Origin of the sequence: Kocuria sp. CPCC 205263, assembly GCF_040981075.1 — a bacterium.
Lineage (GTDB): Bacteria > Actinomycetota > Actinomycetes > Actinomycetales > Micrococcaceae > Kocuria > Kocuria rosea.
In genome coordinates this window covers 29,161-45,820 of the sequence record NZ_JAVKPV010000010.1, presented here as the reverse complement: position 1 = coordinate 45,820, position 16,660 = coordinate 29,161, and the positions used below count along the sequence as shown (strand labels likewise).

The window sequence follows — 16,660 nt, the reverse complement described above, 5'->3', positions numbered from 1 at the left end:
GGCCTGAGGTTTTATGCCTTGTTCTGGTGGAAGTGCTGAGCAGCCTCGATGAACCACTGCATGGCCTCTGGGTTGGCCAGGGACGTAAGGTTCACCGCCTGTTCCGGGGCGAAGCCGGCGAATAGTTTCTTGACCGGGACTTCCACGCGCTTGTTCGAGTGGGTCTTGGGGATGGCTGGGGCGTGAATGATTTCGTCGGGGACGTGACGGACCGAGGTGCGGGCCCTGATCTGTTGCTTGACCCGGTGAGTGAGTTTCTCGGTGAGTTCCGTGCCCTCGGTGAGCACGACGAACATCGGCATGTAGTACCCGCCGTCGGGTTGCTCGGCCCCGACCACCAGGGAGTCCTCGATTTCTTCGATGCCTTCCAGGGCGGCGTAGATGTCGGCGGAGCCTAGGCGCACGCCCTGGCGGTTGAGGGTGGCGTCGGAGCGGCCGTGGACGACGAATGCCCCTTCGGGTGTCTCGGTGATCCAGTCCCCCTGGCACCACACCCCGGGGTATTTCTCGAAGTAGGCGGCCCTGTACTTGGATCCGTCCGGGTCGTCCCAGAAGCGCACCGGCATCGAGGGCATGGGTCGGGTGATCACCATCTCCCCAACCTCACCGACGACTTGCTGGCCCTCGTCGTTCCAGGCCTGCACGGCCACGCCCAGCAGTGGACCCTGCAGTTCGCCCAGGTGCACGGGTTCCAGCGGGTTGGAGCCGATGAATCCGCTGCAGATGTCGGTTCCTCCGGAGTCGGAGCCCAGGTGGACGTCGGCTTTCGCTGCCCGGTGCACCCAGGCCCAGGTGGAGTCGGGCAGCGGGGAGCCGGTGGAGAGGATGGATTTGAGCCTGGACAGGTCCCAGTCCTTGCCCGGTTCCAGTCCGGTGCGCTCGACCAGGGAGAGGTAGGCGGCCCCGACGCCGAACATCGTGGCCCCGGTCAGAGCTATCACTTCGAACTGCCGGTCCTTGTGGCCGTAGGTGGGCGATCCGGCGTAGGTGACCACCGCGGCCCCGGAGGCCATGTTGTTGACCAGGGTGTTCCACACCATCCAAGAGGTGTTGGCGGCCACGTAGTAGAGATCGCCCGGTCCCATGTCCTGGTTCAAACCCGTGCCCTTGCACGCCTCCAGGAGCATCCCGCCGTGGCCGTGGATGATGCCCTTGGGTTTGCCCGTGGTTCCGGAGGAGAACAGCACCCACAGCGGGTGGTCGAAGGCCAGGCGCTCATAGGACGGTGACACGGTGTGGTTTACCAGCTCGTCGAAGGCCGTGCTGCCGACGGGCAGGCCTGCCCCGGGGTCGAGGTTGCGCACGACGAGGACGTGCTCGACGGTGGGCAGTCCGGCGGCGACCTCCTCCAGGTGGTCCAGGCGGTCAAACTCCTTGCCGTTGAAGCGGTAGCCGTCGCTGCCGATGAGCACGGTGGGCTCGAGCTGGCGGATCCGGTCCAAGGTGGCGGTGGCTGACAGGTCTGGTGAGTTGATCGTCCACACTGCCCCGAGGGAGGCGGTGGCCAGCAGCCCGATGAGTGCCTCGGGCACGTTGGGCAGCACGGCCGCCACCCGGTCTCCGGGGCGCACGCCCCGGCCGCGCAGAGCGGAGGCGAGCGAGGCGACCTGGGCCTCGAGCTGGCGCCAGGTCAGGGTCCGGGTGGTGTTGTCCTCCTCGATGGTGAGTACCGCGGTGGTGTCGGCCAGGGCGGGGTCGGCGGCATGGCGCAGGACATTTTCGGCGTAGTTGATGCGGGCGTGGGGGTACCAGAGGGCCCCGGGCATGCGCTCCTCGGCCAGGGCGGGCCCGGTCAGGTCGTCCCCGATCAGCTCGAAGTACTCGGTGACGGCGGCCCAGAACTCGGACAGTTCGGTGACCGACCAGTGCCACAGGGCCCGGTAGTCGGTGAGCGCAACACCTCGGGTACGGTCCAGCCACTGCAGAAAGTCCCAGATGCGGGTGCTGGTGCGGTACTGCTCGGTGGGCGCCCAGGTGACGAGGCGTTGGGTGGGTTCACTGGCCGTGTGCTGGGTCTCGGTGTTGGTGGTGTCAGGGGTGGTGGGCATCAGGATCCTCCCTTGCCGGACAGGACGGGCGTGGCCTCGAGACGGCCGATGATCTCGTAGAGGCTGTCGATGACCAGGTCCGGGGCGCGGTCTGGGCCGGCGGCCCAGGCGTCTTGTGCGGAGTGGGTGCCGGTGGTGACGAGCCCGGCCAGCGCCCCGTGGCGTTTGGCCATGGAGCATTCCAGGGTGAGGTCATCGCCGAGCACCATGATGTCCTGGGGCGGCATGCCCAGGCGGGCGGAGATCGCTTCCATGGCTTCCGGTGAGGGCTTGCCCAACAGCCGGTACGGCTGACCGGTGACGTGGGAGAGACCGGTGGCGATGAACCCGGAGACACCCACATTGAGCCGGGAGCGGGAGGCGAAGCTGGGGGCGTCGGAGGTGCAGTAGATCGTGGCTCCGGCGGCGACGGCCTCGGCGGCGATCTGGAGTTTGTCGCGGCCGAACTCGGTGTCCCAGCCGATGACCACGGCGCCCACCTTCGAGGGCCCGTGCCGGAACGCGTGTTCGTGATCGGCCAGGGCGATCCCGCGCTGGTGGAACTGGTCGGTGACCCCGGGGCCACCAAAGGCCAGGATCAGCTGGTCGCGGTGGCGACGGGAGATAACCTCGGCGGCGACCACGGCCGGGGTCATGACCTCCTCGTCGGCCACGGCCAGACCTGCCGCGCGCAACCCCTGGGCGATGGCCTCGGGTGGCTGCTGGGATCCGTTGGTGAACACGACCAGGGACCGTCCCGACCGGCGGATGGTCTCGATGAGTTCCACGGCCCCGGGCAGGGGCTGCCCGTGTTCGCCGGCGGGCTTGTCGGAGAGGATTAGGCACCCGTCAATGTCGAGCATCACCCCGCGCACCTCGGCGAGTCGTTCCTCGATGGTGTGGGGGCTCATCGGGTAGCTCCTGTCGTGGGTTCACTGGTGCGGTGCAGCTCCACGCGTTGTCCGTCCTTGTGCACGGACAGGTGCTTCCAGCCGGGCAGGGCGTGGACGGCGCTGATGAACTGGACGGGATTGGTCACCGGGGTGCCGGGGCGGCCCGGTGCCCAGGCGGGGGCCGGTCCGGCGGCGTGCATGGCCTCGATCTGTTCGGCGGGCAGCACCACGCGCAGCAGCAGCTCTTCCTCCTCCAGGGGCCGGCCGACCCGACCGGAGTACTCGGCCTGCAATCCTTCGACCGTCACCGGTGTCGGCTCAGCGGCCAGCTCCGCGGCCCGCGGTGAGGCCTCGACCTTGGCCATGACCTCGGGGGCGACCTCACCGGCCGGGGTGCCGTAGTGGCCCAGGACGAAGTGCATGACCTCGTCGGGGATGCGGCTGTAGCGTTCCTGGCCGTTGCGCACGGCCATGACGTTGAGCAGGGACTGGCTTCCGACGAACTGGCTGAAGGGGGTCACCATGATCGGATATCCGATCTCCCGGCGCACCGCCTTGGCCTCTTCGATCACCTCGGGCAGGGCATCGGCCATCCCGATCTCGCCCAGTTGGCGTTTGAGCGTGGACATCATCCCGCCGGGGACCTGGTGCTGGTGCGGGGAGAGGTCGAACTCCGTGGGACGGCCCGGTTCCAGACCTTGGGACCGGGCGATCTCCCACAGGATCTCCGCAGCCTCCTGGGCGGCGTCCAGATCCAGGTCGTAGGTGATGCCCACGGCGTCGAGGTTCTTCACGAGTTGTTCGAGGCTGGGCTGGGCGGTGCCGTTGGACAGGGGCCCCAGTCCGGTGTGCAGCACGTCCACGCCCAGCTGGGCGGCGACCACGTAGAGCTCGGAGGCGGTGCCGGTGGTGCAGTGGCTGTGCAGTTCCAGGCTCATGTCCCCGGCTCCGGCCCGCAGCTTGGGGATCAGGCTGCGGGTGCGCTCCACCGTGAGCAACCCGCCAGGGTCTTTGAGGTAGACCGCGTCGATGTTGCCGTCGGCCACGAAGCGGTCCAGGTTGTGGGTGTAGCTGTCGTCGGTGTGCACCGGGCTGTCGGTGAAGGTCAGGGCCGCGACGACGTAGTCGATGCCTTCCTCCTTGGCCCAGCGCGAGACCCGCTGAACCGCCTCGGCGTCGTTCATGGGATCGGCCACCTGCAGCCGGCGCACCCCGTGGCGGGCCATCTGGCGCAGGGCCATGCGCATCACGGTCTCCGGGGACTTCTCCCAGGACATGAAGCGCATACCCGGGGTAATCGCCGACAGCGGGGTGTTCGGGGTGACCGCCCGCATCCGAGAGATCCGCTCCCACGGGTTCTCCTGGTGGAACTTCACCCCCATGGACAGGTTCGTGGAGCTGGTGAAGTCCAGGGCGTGGTAGCCGGCCCGGTCGATGGCCCGGCCAACGGCCTCGACCATGCCGGTGGTCAGACCGGTGGCCCCCCACAGGCTCTGGTTGCCGTCGCGCAGGCTGGTGTCGACGAAACGGATCGGTCCACGCCCGGTCCGGGCGGTGCCCGAAGGCTGGGTCTGGGTCTGGGTCGTGCTCATCGCACGGCCTCCTTCGCAGCTTGGGGTGAGGTCCATTGCTCCCACATCGGCCCGAACCACGAGGTCGTCACGCCACCGGCGGCAAAGTCGGGGTGGGACAGGACGTGGCTGTGCATGGGCAGGGTCGTGGCGATCCCGGCGACCACGGTGTTCTCGGCCGCGGCCCGGGCGGCGGCGATCGCGGCCGGGCGGTCGTGGGCGCGCACGATCAGCTTGCCCAGGAGGCTGTCGTAGAAGGGTGGGAAGCGGTAGCCGTCGTACACGTGGGTGTCCACCCGGATGCCGGGCCCGCGCGGCCACTGCACCTTCTGGATCAGCCCCGGGTTGGGGCGGAAGTCCTGGGCGGGGTCCTCGGCGTTGATCCGCAGCTCGATCACCGAGGAGTTCGGGACCGGAGGCACATTGGGCAGTTCGGGGTCCAGGCCCAGGGCCAGGCGCAGCTGGGCGGCCACCAGGTCCACCCCGAAGGCCTCCTCGGTCACGGGGTGTTCGACCTGGATGCGGGCGTTGACCTCCAGGAAGACCACGTCTTCGGAGGTGGTGTCGACCAGGAACTCCACGGTGCCCGCCCCGCGGTAGGCCAGTTTCTGAACCAGGGCCCGGGATGCGTCGTGGAGGACGCGCCGGCGGTGCTCGGAGAGCCCCGGGGCGGGGCACTCCTCGACGAGTTTCTGGTGACGGCGCTGCACCGAGCAGTCGCGGTCCCCGAAGATCTGGGCGCCGCCACGCCCGTCGCCGAAGACCTGGACCTCCACGTGCCGGGCCGCCCCGTAGTAACGCTCCATGTACAGGGCACCGTTGCCGAAAGCGCCCTGGGCCTCCGCGGCCGCCTGCGGGGCCTGACGGGCCAGGTCTTCGGCGTTGTGGACCAGCCGGATGCCCTTACCGCCCCCTCCATGCACGGCCTTGATCAGCGCCGGAAAACCGATCTCGTCAGCCAGGTGGGCAGTGTCGGCCGGGTCTGCGATCTCCACCGCTGGGGCCACCGGCACCCCGGCGGCCACCGCCACCGCGCGTGCGCTGCTCTTGTCCCCGACCGCGCGCAGGGTTTCGGCCCGCGGGCCGGCGAAGGCAATGCCTTCGGCCTCGAGCATCTCCGTCAGCGCGGGCTGTTCGCTCAAGAACCCATATCCGGGGTGGACCACATCGGCGCGGACGTGGACGGCAGCCTCGGCGATGTACTCGGCCTTGAGGTAGGAGCTGCCTGCCTGGGCCGGGCCGATCACCACCACCCGGTCGCAGATCCGTGCGGCGGTCGAGTCCACGTCGGCGGCACTGACCGCCAGGACCGGGCTGGCCCCGATGCGGCGGGCCGCCGCGGCGATCCGCACCGCGATCTCCCCACGGTTGGCGATCAGCACCACAGGCTTCTGCTGTTCCCCAGCGGTGCTCATCACTGGCCCCCCGTGTCGACCACAGCCAGTTCCTGGCCGAACTCGACCTGCTCGCCGTCGGTGACACTGAAGGACACCAGACGGCCGGCCACCCCGGCGGTCACCGGGCTCATCAGTTTCATGACTTCGATGATCCCGATGGTCGTGTCGGCCTGGACTTCCTCGCCCTCCTGCACGAACGGGGGCGCCCCCGGAGACGGGCTGCGGTAGAAGACCCCGATCATCGGGGCGGTGATCGGTTCCCCGACGACCGGCACCTGCGGGGCCGGGACGGGTACCGGGGCCGTGGCAGGGGCCGGCGCGGGCGCCGTGACCGGTGCGGCGGCAGCGGCCGGCGCGACAGGGGCGGCCTCATGGGGTGCGACGGAGGGTGCGGTGACGGGCTGCTCGGCGGGCAGCGCACCGTTCTTGGACAGGCGCACCGAAACGTCGCCGAAGTCGATGCTCGCCGTCTCGTAGGAGCCTTGTTCGAGCTGGGTGACGAGATCGAGCAGGTCCTGCCAGCTGACGTGGTCTTCGCCGGTCATCACTGGACCCCCTTCGCGGCCTTGGACACGAGGTTGAGCAGGCTGGTGGTGGTGGCTGGGGTCTTCTGGTCCTTGCTGTCGCGGCGCTTCTTCCAATGGGTCTCGGGCCGGGCCTGCAGCAGCATCACGTGGGAGGTGCCGTCGGAGTGTCGCTCCAGTGCCCACTCGATGTCTTGGGGGAAGCCGTAGTGCTTCTCCACGCGCACCCCAATCTCGCACAGCTGGAAGATCTCCTCATCGCTGAGGCAGGGCACCTCGCGGCGGGCTTCGTCGACCTCCCGGAACACGATGCCGGTGCCCTCCGGGTTGGGCACGTACTCGTGGTCCTTCCGGGCGATCCTGCGGTCGGTGATCTTCGGACCCACCTTGGACAGCCAGTACTCATCCGGGGTGACCTCCCCCGAGACGACGGCCTGTCCCAGGCCCCAGCTGGCGTTGATCGCCACCACGGAACGGTCCCCGGTGCGCGGGCTGACGGTGAAGGTGACCCCGGCGACGTCGGCATCGGCCATGAGCTGGACGGCCACGGAGATCTTCGACGCCTCCATGCCTTCGGTCTCGGGCATCCCGGAACGGTAGGCCACAGCCTGGGGGGTGTAGAGGCTGGCCCAGCACTCACGGACCTTGGCGATGACGTCCTCAACCCCGGTGACCCACAGGTAGGTCTCCTGCTGGCCGGCGAAGCTGGCGGCGTCGCTGTCCTCATCCACGGAGGAGGATCGCACGGCCACGGCGATCCGGTCGGTCTCGGTGTCCCCGCGTAAGGCGGCCGTCTCGCGGCTGAGCTGCAGGTAGGCCTGGGCGATCTCGTCGTGGATCTCCGCGGGCAGCTCGGCGGCCAGGATCAGGTCGACGGCCTGGTCGTGGGCGGCCTGCAGGGAGGTCGCGTTCTGCGGGTCGACGCCGGTGACGATGTCCATGAGCTTTTGGCGCCGTCCTTCCGTGTCACGGAAGTCCTCGTAGGCGTCCACGGTGACGGCGAAGCCGGCCGGCACGGGCAGTTGGGCCTGGACCATCTCCCCGAGGCTGGCGCACTTGCCGCCCACGGTCGGTCGGTCGGTGGAGCGCAGTTCTTCGAAGCGTTTGGTGTACTTTCCCATGGTCGCTCTCCTTACAGGGCGTCGGTGTCGGTGGTGGTGGCGCCGACGGAGGCGGTGGCCGGGGCCTCGCCCAGGATGGTCACCACGCCCTTGTCGCCGTCGACGCGCACCCACTGGCCGGTCTTGATGGTGGAGGTGCCGAAGCCGGTGCCGACCACGGCGGGCAGCTCGTATTCGCGGGAGACGATCGCGGCGTGGCACATGATGCCGCCGATGTCGCTGACGGCTCCGCGGATGCGTCCGAACACCGGTGTCCAGCTGGGGCTGGTCACCGGGGCCACGAGAATCTCCCCGTGCTCCACGGTGTCCAGCTCGTCCGGGCGCAGCACCACGCGGGCCGGTCCCTCGGCCACGCCCGGGGAGCCGGCGAAGCCCTCCAGGACGCTGCCCGAGGCGTTGCCGTCCTGGGCGGTGAGCCAGCGCTCCACCGTCTCGGGGGTGATGCCCCACAACATGATGGTCAGCGGCTCGTTGACCTCCTCGGGCACCGGGCCCAGGGCCGGCGGGGGGTTCCACGCCGACAGGGCGTCGTAGATGTCCCTGCGCTTGGCGATGATGGCCGGCCAGTGGAAACCGCCCTGAGGGGTGCCGCCTGCGCCCCAAGCCATCTGCAGGTCGTGGATGGCCTCTTCGACCTCGGCGCGGCGCAGGAAGAAGATGTCTTCGACGTTGTCCCAGAAGCCCCACTGCACGAACCGGGCGGAGAACTCCCGGACCTTGTTCCAGAAATTGGTCAGGAACCAGTGCTCGACGTAGAAGTTGTGGTTCTCCACGTACGGAAAGACGGTGCGCGAGAGCTCCAGGGCCTGGTCGAAGGCCTCGATGACGTCCTCATCGAGCAGGGCCCGGTACTGTTCGACGATCTCGTCGCGCTCCGCGGCGACCTTCTCGATCGGTCGGGTGAGGTCCTCCCCGGCACGCAGTCTCCCGATGTAGTCCCCGATGCCCTGCAACGGCATCTTCAGGTCATCGATCCAGGAGCGGTGGGAGTGGTACATGCCCGAGCCGTAGGAGAAGTTGAACCACGGGTCCTTGGCCTCCTCCAGCGCGTCCAACCACTGCTGCCCGGAGGGGGTGTCCCCCAGGCTCGTGTAGAGGCTCTCCTCGTCGGTGGCAGCCAGCACCGCGTCACCCACACCCAGCTCCTCGGCACGGTTGGCGAGCTTGCGCAGCTCGTCGTCGGGGCGGAAGAGCAACACGTCCACGCCGCTGACCATCCGGGAGATGGTCTGGTCGTCGATCTCCGGGAAGTTCTCCTTGCACAGGGTCAAAAACTGCAGGTAGGCGGTATAGCCCAGATTGAGGAACTCCGAGTGCAGGGTCCAGATCTGATCCCCGTATTCCAGCAGACGGTGATAGGCGGCCAGCAGCTGGTTGCCCTGGGTCGGGCCGCGGTCACTGATGACGCGCTCCAGCGGCTCGAACTCGCTCAACGCCGGGACCTCCAGGGCACCGACCCCCCGGATCGCCTCGGTCACCCGGGTGATCCACTCCTCGTAGAGGGCGTCCCAGTTCTGGAAGTAGTAGCCCGCACGCTGAGCGAACTCCTCGGCCCGGCGCGCCTGCTCCTCCACGTCAGGACTGGGCAGGGCGGACATGTAGGTGTACCCGTTGACCACTCGCACATCCAGGCCCTTGGCCGGGGGCAGGGCGAAGACGCGGGTGTTGGTCACCCCGGTGCCGGTGAACGATCCGTCGATGACCGACTGGTCAAAGGGGTAGGAGACCTCGGGGAAGTGCAAGGAGTTGCGGAACCACGTCTTGGCGGAGTCCTCTGTCTGCCGCCCGGGCAGGAACCGGTTGTGGTAGGCGTACATCTTCTCCCACCCCTCAGCCCCCTCAGGAGTCGGCAGGCTGTAGGGATCCGGGAAGGAACGGCTGTCGCCGTCGTGCTCGGCCCTACTCAGGTTGTTCGTTGCAGAAGTCATGGTGTGCTCCCCGTCGTGCTGGAATCGGCGCGTCCTGGACCGGGGCCCGGGACGGATCAGGCCCAGCGTGGTGGGCCTTCCGTGGTCGAACGTTCCCCCAGAGTGACAGGACGTGATCCACCTCACCCCAAATCATTTCACTCAGTGAAATAGGAATCTGAGGAGCCCTGCATCGGCTTGGCCTTGAAGAGTGATTAGGAATGACATTCCACTGAGTGAAATGAGGGCGTATCATGGAGCGGGATGACAGGAGAGCCATGACGCCGGACTTGCACGGGGCCCCGCCCCCCAAATCGGTGGCCGAGCGGATCTTCTCGGTGCTTTCCGCCTTCGACCACGCGCACCGGGCCATGCCCCTGTCCCAGATCGCCAAGCGCTGCGGACTGCCGGCCCCGACCACCTACCGCATGCTCGCCACGCTCGAGGGGCTGGGTGCGATCGACCGCACGCCTGAGGGGCTGTACTGCATCGGCCCCCTGGTGTGGGAGCTGGGGGTGCTGGCCCCCACCCACGACGTCATCGGCCAAGGACTACGCTCGGTGCTGCTCCAGCTGGCGATCCGCGCGCGCATGATCGTGAGGGTCTACGGACTGCGGGAACGCAGCGCCCTGTGCCTGGAGGAAGTCCTGCCCAACGGTGCCAGTGATCCCGGCAGCGGCGCCGGACGGTCCGTGCCACTGACCAGCTGCGCCGCCGGCCACGTCATTCTTTCGATCATGGCCGAGGTCTCCCCCGCCGCCCCCGGGATTGGGGAGCCTGGGGACCCGCACCTGGCCGCGACCGTTCGCGCCGCCCAGGAACGGGGCTGGGCGACAGCCACCGATCAGGACAGCGGCAGCGAATACGCCGTGCCCATCAGCGCCACGGGACGACCCCCAATGGCCCTCAGCGCAGCCCCCCTTCCCGGGCACAGGCTCGACACGGCGCCCTCGCACCGGCTCACCGCAGCGCAGGAGCAACGGCTCCTGACCGAGATGAAAGCCGTGGCCGGTCACGTGGCCAAGGCCCTATCGGACACCGCCTGGTCCTGACCCACCGCCAAGCCCTCGCTGCCCCGACTACGAATACAGAACGGAAACAGGACCCATGAACCCCGCTCCGCTCGAGAAGCCCTACCGCAGCCCGGTCAAATCGGTCACCGGCCGCGTTCTGGAAGTGCTGAGCTCCTTTGACCTGGACCACCAGCTGATGACCCTGACGGAAATCTCTCGCCGGGCGGGAATCCCGATGTCTACCGTCTACCGACTCGTGGGCGAACTCGTCGACGGGCGGTTCCTGGAACGCTTCGAGGACGGACGTTACGGGCTGGGCATCCGGCTGTGGGAGATGGGCGTGATGGCCCCGTGGTACGGGCAGCTGCGCGAAGCCGCCATGCCCTTCCTCCTCAATCTCCAGTACGAATCTGGGGACACCGTGCAACTGGCCGTCTGCGAGGGCGTCCACGCGCTCTACCTGGAAAAACTCACCGCCGACACCTCAGCCCCGCACGCGTCCCGCATCGGCACCCGCATGCCCCTGCACGCCACCGGCATCGGCAAGGTTTTCTTGGCCTTCGGGGAAAAAGCGTTCACCGACGCCATCCTGGCCATGCCCCTGGAGCGGTACACCGACACCACGCTGACCGATCGCAGTTCCCTGACCCGCGAACTCACCAAAATTCGATCCCAGGGATACGCCCTTAGTCACCAGGAATATCACCCCGGATCCTCCTCGGTGGCCGTCCCGGTTTTTGCGGGGCCAGTCCTCAAGGCCGCCATCGGCATCGTCAGCTACTCCATGCGTGAAGACCTCGACCGCCACGTGCTCTCGATGCTCGAAGCAGCACAGAAGCTGGGGGAACGCCTGGCCGGCTGAGCAAGCGGTGCGCCAACGGTGCGCCGCATGCAACTACCACCACACCCTCTTGTAGGCCAGCACAAAAGTTTTTGGAACGACGTTATGTGATGGGCGTTTGCCCCCGGCGATGACACGACCGCGGAAGGGACGCTTTAAACAACAGCACCGTCAGAGACAGCGTGTGCTCAGATGGTCGACATGGGCAGTTCACGTATACGCCGGTAGAGAGTAGCCCTCGACATCCCGAGGTCCCGAGCGACCTGGGTGGCCGGCTCCCCAGACTCGATAAGCCGCAGCGCGTTGCGGATCTGGGAGTCGGTAAAGGTCTGACGGCGTCCGCCCAAGTCCTTGCCCGCAGCCCGGCGCTTGGCCACCGAGTCGGTGATCCGCTCCCGCTTGATCTCCAATTCCATCTGCGCCAAGGCCGCCATCACGGTGAACACCATCGACCCCATCGGGGTGGCCGTGTCCACGTCTCCTCCGCCGAGGTTGAGCACCCGCAGCCCGGCATCTCTTCCCCGCAGCGCTTCGGCGAAGGCCAGCATGTTCTGCGTCGACCGCCCCAGCCGGTCCAGCGTGGTGATGACCAGGGTGTCACCCTCCTCGAGCGCGGCCACGGCCTTGTCGAACTGCGGACGCGACGCACGGCCTCCAGACACTCCACTGTCGACATAGACATCATCGCGCCGCACGCCAGCGTTCAACAGATCAGACACTTGACGGTCTGCGTCCTGCTGCCGCGTCGACACTCTCGCATACCCGATCAGCTTCCCCACGTCCACCTCATCTGTCTCGCAACCTACGTTGAGTATCCGATTCTAGGCCCATGGATAAAACACATAGGTACGAGACACTCCGCGTAGCGGAATCTCGGGGTCGCAAAAAAGTTCGACGAGACGTCTCGCATCCCTTGCCTTCCAATACAAGTAGGGGGTTCGTGGAGGGGTCCATCGTCGGGTGGGTGCGTTGAAGAGCCCTTACGTCCGGGCTACGACCTGGCTACCCAGGCATGGTGATCACCTTTTTCTTGGACGGTTGTTTGGACACCTGCCGTACGTCCGATTCCTAATGGCGGGATCGATATTCTTCGGCAGCGATGGGTATCTAGCCCGACGGATGTTTGAAGGACCTCGGTTCCTGCGACGGCGCGGCAGGGGAGGTAGATACCCCATGGATTTGAGGCCCAGGACACCTGGTGACCCACATGCCCCTTCCTTGCGCGTCGGCGCATTACATGGTGCGGGACGGTAGTCATGCCGGAATCACGCCGTAATCCAAACACTGGCCGTACAGCACGGCCTCTGCTCCTCGGTGGTTCCACTCCTGGAGAGAGCACGCTGTAGCCCCTGCTCTCGCCACCCGCCTCAACTTGCAGAGTGGGAGGTCGCAGAAGCGCCCCGTCATCCCACGTCCTGAGGAGCATGCAATGACTACACGAGACCTTTCAAACGACCCCGCTCATCAAGCCACGCCCGATGGCCTTTCCCGGCGCCATCTGTTGGCAACCGGCGCCGCGCTGGGGCTGGGCTCCGCTGTCGCATTAAGCGGTGGGCAAGTTGCGTACGCAGACACGTTGGGTGCCCTGGCTCCTGGCATGGTCGCCAACTTCGACCGGATCGACGCCGCCGTCGAATGGGACAACGGCAAGGCCTACTTCTTCCGCGGATCGCAGTACGTCCGCTACGACATCGCCACCGACCGCGTCGACCCCGGCTACCCGCTACCCATCGCCGGCCACTGGGACACCCTGTGGAGCGACCGGATCGATGCGGCCGTCAACTGGGGCAACGGCAAGGTCTACATCTTCCGTGGATCGCAGTACGTCCGGTTCGACATCGCCACCGACCGCGTCGACCCCGGCTACCCGCTACCCATCGCCGGCCACTGGGACACCCTGTGGAGCGACCGGATCGATGCGGCCGTCAACTGGGGCAACGGCAAGGTCTACATCTTCCGTGGATCGCAGTACGTCCGGTTCGACATCGCCACCGACCGCGTCGACCCCGGCTACCCGCTACCCATCAAGGGCAATTGGCCGGGGTTGTGACGGCTACTGATAATCCAGCGTGCCGGGCGTTTAGCACATGGGCTCGTTAGCGCTTCATCACCGGAACGCGTCACGCCGCTTCGGCAGGTTATAGCTGTCGGCCACTGCATTGCACAGTGGCTTGATCATCGGGTCGTTCCATGATCCCGCTGCCCCTCAGCAGTGCGTGGATCAGCACGTAGTGGGGTTTTCTCACCGACCGTCGACTGACACTGCGGCTACGGATGATCTCAACCACTCAAAATCCCCGCTCCAAGAAGTGAAGTCCCCGGCCCACCAGCCAGGGGCTTCACCCTGTCCACCGCTCCGCAGCACGTCACCAGACCTAACTAGAACGTGCTACAGACACCGATGCGCAGCACCTTCCGGGTCTCGCAACCCACCCGTCTCGCATCCCTAGAACTGCAAGGCGCGCCAACGCACCGAAAGCTCTTAAAACTCGGTCCCACCCGTCGGGGAACCCTGACCAGGCGCAGTGTCAGTCAGTGAATCGTTCATAGGCACTCTGCCGAGAGGTGTTCAACGCCCAGCCAACCCCGGCCCACGAAGCCCCGCTTCCTCGGGCGTCCTCCACGGCACCGTGCAGCGCCACGCCGGCCCCGCGCTGCAGTAGGCGCAGGAACCTCACTCGCTCCAAAGCGCGGTCGGTGGTCTCCTCGGTCTTCGCAGTCGCCAGGCATCCGCGGCCATGCGTAGGGACTGGGCTACAGCCACCCCGTCGCAGCCGTCCACCGGCACGGAGTGATCGGCCAGGGCGGCCCCCAGCTCCCACGCCGCGTGCGGGGCCGTCACGCCCTGCTGTCCATCGTGCTCGAGCACGCCCACCTCCGGGATGTCATGAAACCCTGACGCTGTCAGGTGTCCCTGAGATCACTGGAACGTCAACCGCTGAGACCGGCCCCGGAGCGCGCAGGGGCGAGTCCCGGAGGTCAGATGGGCATACGTTCTGAGGGCCCGTATCTTTCCGGTTTGCCATGACCGAACAGCACGAGCCGGGGACGCAGATCCGCCAGTCTGCGCATGGACTCCCGATTGACTTCCGGCTTCCAGGTCAGAAAGTCCGGTGGTTGGGACAGCCGTCGGATGTTGAAGAAGACGTCCCCGCACAGCAGCACGGCGTCCGATTCGCGCCACAGGGCGATGTGCCCAGGTGAGTGCCCGGGGACCTCGAGCACGGTGAACCCTGCGACCTCGTCCCCTTCGTGCAGCACGCGGGCGACCGGGTGGCCTGGTGCCAACGGGAACTTGCCCATCAGCCGAGCCAGCCGACCCTCCCCCGTTGCCGGGATCGCGGTCTCGATGGCCTCGCGGTCCGCCGCGCCTGCCCAGAGCGGGATGCCTAGCCTGGTGCAGACGGCACGGGAGGATCCGAAGTGATCGGGGTGGCCGTGGGTGATGAGGTTCGCCTGCAGGTCACGGCCGGTGACTTGGCTTAGGACACGTCGTCGAGCAGCGAGGGTACCGGCGTCGACCAGGATGTTCTCCACCACGTAGACGTTGATCTGGTTCCGGGGAAAGCCAGCCAGCTGGCTCACCCCTGGGGCAAGCTGCAACACGGAACACCTCACTCGTCGAAGGCGCATTCCTCACCTGACAGGATGAGCCGCCGGTGTCCTGCCTTCAAGGCTGCACTACGGTTTGACCGAACAAGACCACCGGTCGTGCACACGAGTCCGGAAACCCGGACTCCGCCATTAGCGGCGGATCCCGTGCGCGTACCCGGCCGGGCGCCCCGTCATCTGATGCACACGGGGGCTGCCGCACGAACAGGTGACACCCGCTTGGGCGGAGCCAGATTGTGATGCGCCCCCGGGTGGTGGGGCGCAGGCGGTCCGGAGGACGATAGTGAGGGTGTAGAGCACCCATGGCAGTGACCGTGGTGCCGGCTGACTCTGGCCGATGGCTGACACGGTGCTGCCCAGGGCGTTCCGGGAGGAACTGATGGACATCATCGCTGATCCCTTCGAGTCCGCGCAGGCTGCCGTGCAGGCGCGGATCGAGCAGGTCCTGGATGCGGTAACGGCCAAGGACTTCGACCGTTTGGCGTCCTATCATCTGGCGGGTCCGAAGTTCTCGAAGTTCGATGACGTCGATCCGTTGGACCGTCAGGACGCCGAAACCGGTATGCGGATGGAGGTGGAGCAGTTCACCGGGATGGAGGACTTCCACGGCCGGTTCGATGACCTGAAGATCGACGTGTTCGGCCCCGTGGCCATCGCCACGGGAATCTTCGTGTGGGACTGCCGGGCCGAGGGGGAAGTCCTCTCAGGTCGGACCCGGTCGACCTTGGTCTTCGTGGACAGCAATGAGCAGTGGGTGATCGCCCACGAGCATCACTCCCCGTTTCCCACCAACGACTGAGAGAGGGTTGCAGCCGGCTGTCGACGCCGATCACCTGCGCTGGCATCTCTACCGACCCTCACCGGAAGTGACCCAGTCAGGCCCTCGCACCGGAATCGGAATCGGCGACGGTGACCGGCCCAGCGGTCACCGGCTCCGGGGGTCGGGGCGGGAGGTGGCGGTAGAGGGTGGTGCGGGTGATCCCGGTCTTGGCCACGATCTCTGCGATCGTGTGCCCGGACTCGCGCAGATGCGCCGCATAAGCCAGCCTGTCCGGATCCACCACCGAGGGCCGCCCGATCCGCCGGCCCTTGGCCGTGGCCACCGCCCTCGCGTGGGCGGCGCGTTCGAGGGTGTAGGTGCGCTCCATCTGCCCGAACAACGCCAGCAGCACCACCGCCAGCTGCGCCATCGGATCATTCGGGTTCGCGGAGTCCACCTTGATCGGATCCGCCAGGTTACGCACCCCCACCCCCCGCTCGGCCAGGTCGTGGATCAGGTTCAAGGTGTCGCGCACGGTGCGCCCGAGCCGGTCCAGGGTGTGCACCACGATCACGTCCCCCTCCCGGGCGTAGGCCAGCGCCGCGGTCAGCCCGGGGCGATCCGTGGTGGCCCCAGACTTCTTGTCCACATAGATCCGCTCCGGGGCGATGCCCACCTGCCGAAGGGCATCGATCTGCCGGTCGAGGTCCTGTTTGGCTGTCGAGACCCGCGCGTACCCTAATTCCATGCCATTAGCGTACCGGAAGTCGTTTCCGTACGTATTAGTCGGAACTTTGTTATGGAACTAACTTTTGGGACCGCAATGGCTATCCATAGTCCTCGAGGAGGGACCTCACCGCCGGCCGTGCCACTACCAAGGAAGTGGGATGGCCACCTCGAACCCGACGAGACGTCTTGCAACCCTTGACTTGAGAGTCATACCCGCGTCCCTATGAAGCAGATGGGCCCTGCCGTGCGAGGCATAGGGATTCGG

General features: G+C 67.0%; 14 protein-coding genes. 4 read left to right on the top strand and 10 right to left on the bottom strand.

Going from position 1 to position 16,660, the window contains the following annotated elements; genetic code table 11:
• Positions 1-11: 11 nt before the first annotated feature.
• The 7 genes from RF647_RS14970 to RF647_RS14940 are packed head-to-tail and all read right to left on the bottom strand — an operon-like array spanning position 12 to position 9,461.
• Complete coding sequence (locus RF647_RS14970; RefSeq protein ID WP_368812405.1) at positions 12-2,048, bottom strand: acetoacetate--CoA ligase; 2,037 nt, start codon at positions 2,046-2,048, stop codon at positions 12-14.
• On the bottom strand, positions 2,048-2,938 hold the full coding sequence (locus tag RF647_RS14965) for an HAD-IIA family hydrolase (protein ID WP_368812404.1): 891 nt from the start codon (positions 2,936-2,938) through the stop codon (positions 2,048-2,050). Before RF647_RS14965 ends, RF647_RS14970 begins: the two co-directional genes overlap by 1 nt.
• Positions 2,935-4,512, bottom strand: coding sequence for a pyruvate/oxaloacetate carboxyltransferase (locus RF647_RS14960; RefSeq protein ID WP_368812403.1), 1,578 nt, complete (start codon positions 4,510-4,512; stop codon positions 2,935-2,937). The genes RF647_RS14965 and RF647_RS14960 overlap by 4 nt, the downstream gene beginning before the upstream one ends.
• Positions 4,509-5,906 (bottom strand): biotin carboxylase N-terminal domain-containing protein, encoded by a 1,398-nt coding sequence (locus RF647_RS14955; protein ID WP_368812402.1) that lies wholly within the window; start codon positions 5,904-5,906, stop codon positions 4,509-4,511. The genes RF647_RS14960 and RF647_RS14955 overlap by 4 nt, the downstream gene beginning before the upstream one ends.
• The gene (locus RF647_RS14950) at positions 5,906-6,433 is read right to left on the bottom strand and encodes an acetyl-CoA carboxylase (RefSeq protein WP_368812401.1); all 528 of its coding nucleotides are present in this window, start codon (positions 6,431-6,433) and stop codon (positions 5,906-5,908) included. Before RF647_RS14950 ends, RF647_RS14955 begins: the two co-directional genes overlap by 1 nt.
• A complete protein-coding gene (locus RF647_RS14945) occupies positions 6,433-7,533 on the bottom strand; it encodes a PEP/pyruvate-binding domain-containing protein (RefSeq protein WP_368812400.1) in 1,101 nt (366 codons plus the stop codon). The genes RF647_RS14950 and RF647_RS14945 overlap by 1 nt, the downstream gene beginning before the upstream one ends.
• An 11-nt stretch (positions 7,534-7,544) precedes the next feature.
• Positions 7,545-9,461, bottom strand: coding sequence for a PEP-utilizing enzyme (locus RF647_RS14940; protein ID WP_368812399.1), 1,917 nt, complete (start codon positions 9,459-9,461; stop codon positions 7,545-7,547).
• 257 nt (positions 9,462-9,718) lie between these two features.
• Between RF647_RS14940 and RF647_RS14935 the strand changes: the two genes are divergently transcribed.
• Positions 9,719-10,492 (top strand): IclR family transcriptional regulator, encoded by a 774-nt coding sequence (locus RF647_RS14935; RefSeq protein ID WP_368812398.1) that lies wholly within the window; start codon positions 9,719-9,721, stop codon positions 10,490-10,492.
• A 55-nt stretch (positions 10,493-10,547) separates the two neighbouring features.
• Positions 10,548-11,315, top strand: a complete 768-nt coding sequence (locus RF647_RS14930) for an IclR family transcriptional regulator (RefSeq protein ID WP_368812397.1) — start codon at positions 10,548-10,550, stop codon at positions 11,313-11,315.
• Positions 11,316-11,482: 167 nt separating this feature from the next.
• Here RF647_RS14930 and RF647_RS14925 read toward each other — a convergent pair whose 3' ends face one another.
• On the bottom strand, positions 11,483-12,073 hold the full coding sequence (locus RF647_RS14925) for a recombinase family protein (protein WP_368812396.1): 591 nt from the start codon (positions 12,071-12,073) through the stop codon (positions 11,483-11,485).
• An 818-nt stretch (positions 12,074-12,891) separates the two neighbouring features.
• Between RF647_RS14925 and RF647_RS14920 the strand changes: the two genes are divergently transcribed.
• Positions 12,892-13,344: a hemopexin repeat-containing protein gene (locus RF647_RS14920; protein ID WP_368812395.1), complete on the top strand. Its 453-nt coding sequence runs from the start codon at positions 12,892-12,894 to the stop codon at positions 13,342-13,344.
• Positions 13,345-14,273: 929 nt separating this feature from the next.
• Here the strand turns inward: RF647_RS14920 and RF647_RS14915 are convergent.
• Positions 14,274-14,900, bottom strand: a complete 627-nt coding sequence (locus RF647_RS14915) for an MBL fold metallo-hydrolase (RefSeq protein WP_368812394.1) — start codon at positions 14,898-14,900, stop codon at positions 14,274-14,276.
• A gap of 343 nt (positions 14,901-15,243) precedes the next feature.
• Between RF647_RS14915 and RF647_RS14910 the strand changes: the two genes are divergently transcribed.
• Positions 15,244-15,705: a nuclear transport factor 2 family protein gene (locus RF647_RS14910; protein ID WP_368812393.1), complete on the top strand. Its 462-nt coding sequence runs from the start codon at positions 15,244-15,246 to the stop codon at positions 15,703-15,705.
• Positions 15,706-15,781: 76 nt separating this feature from the next.
• On the opposite strand, the gene RF647_RS14905 is transcribed toward RF647_RS14910, so the two are convergent.
• Entirely contained in the window at positions 15,782-16,414 is a 633-nt protein-coding gene (locus RF647_RS14905) for a recombinase family protein (protein WP_368812392.1), read from the bottom strand.
• Positions 16,415-16,660: the final 246 nt, after the last annotated feature.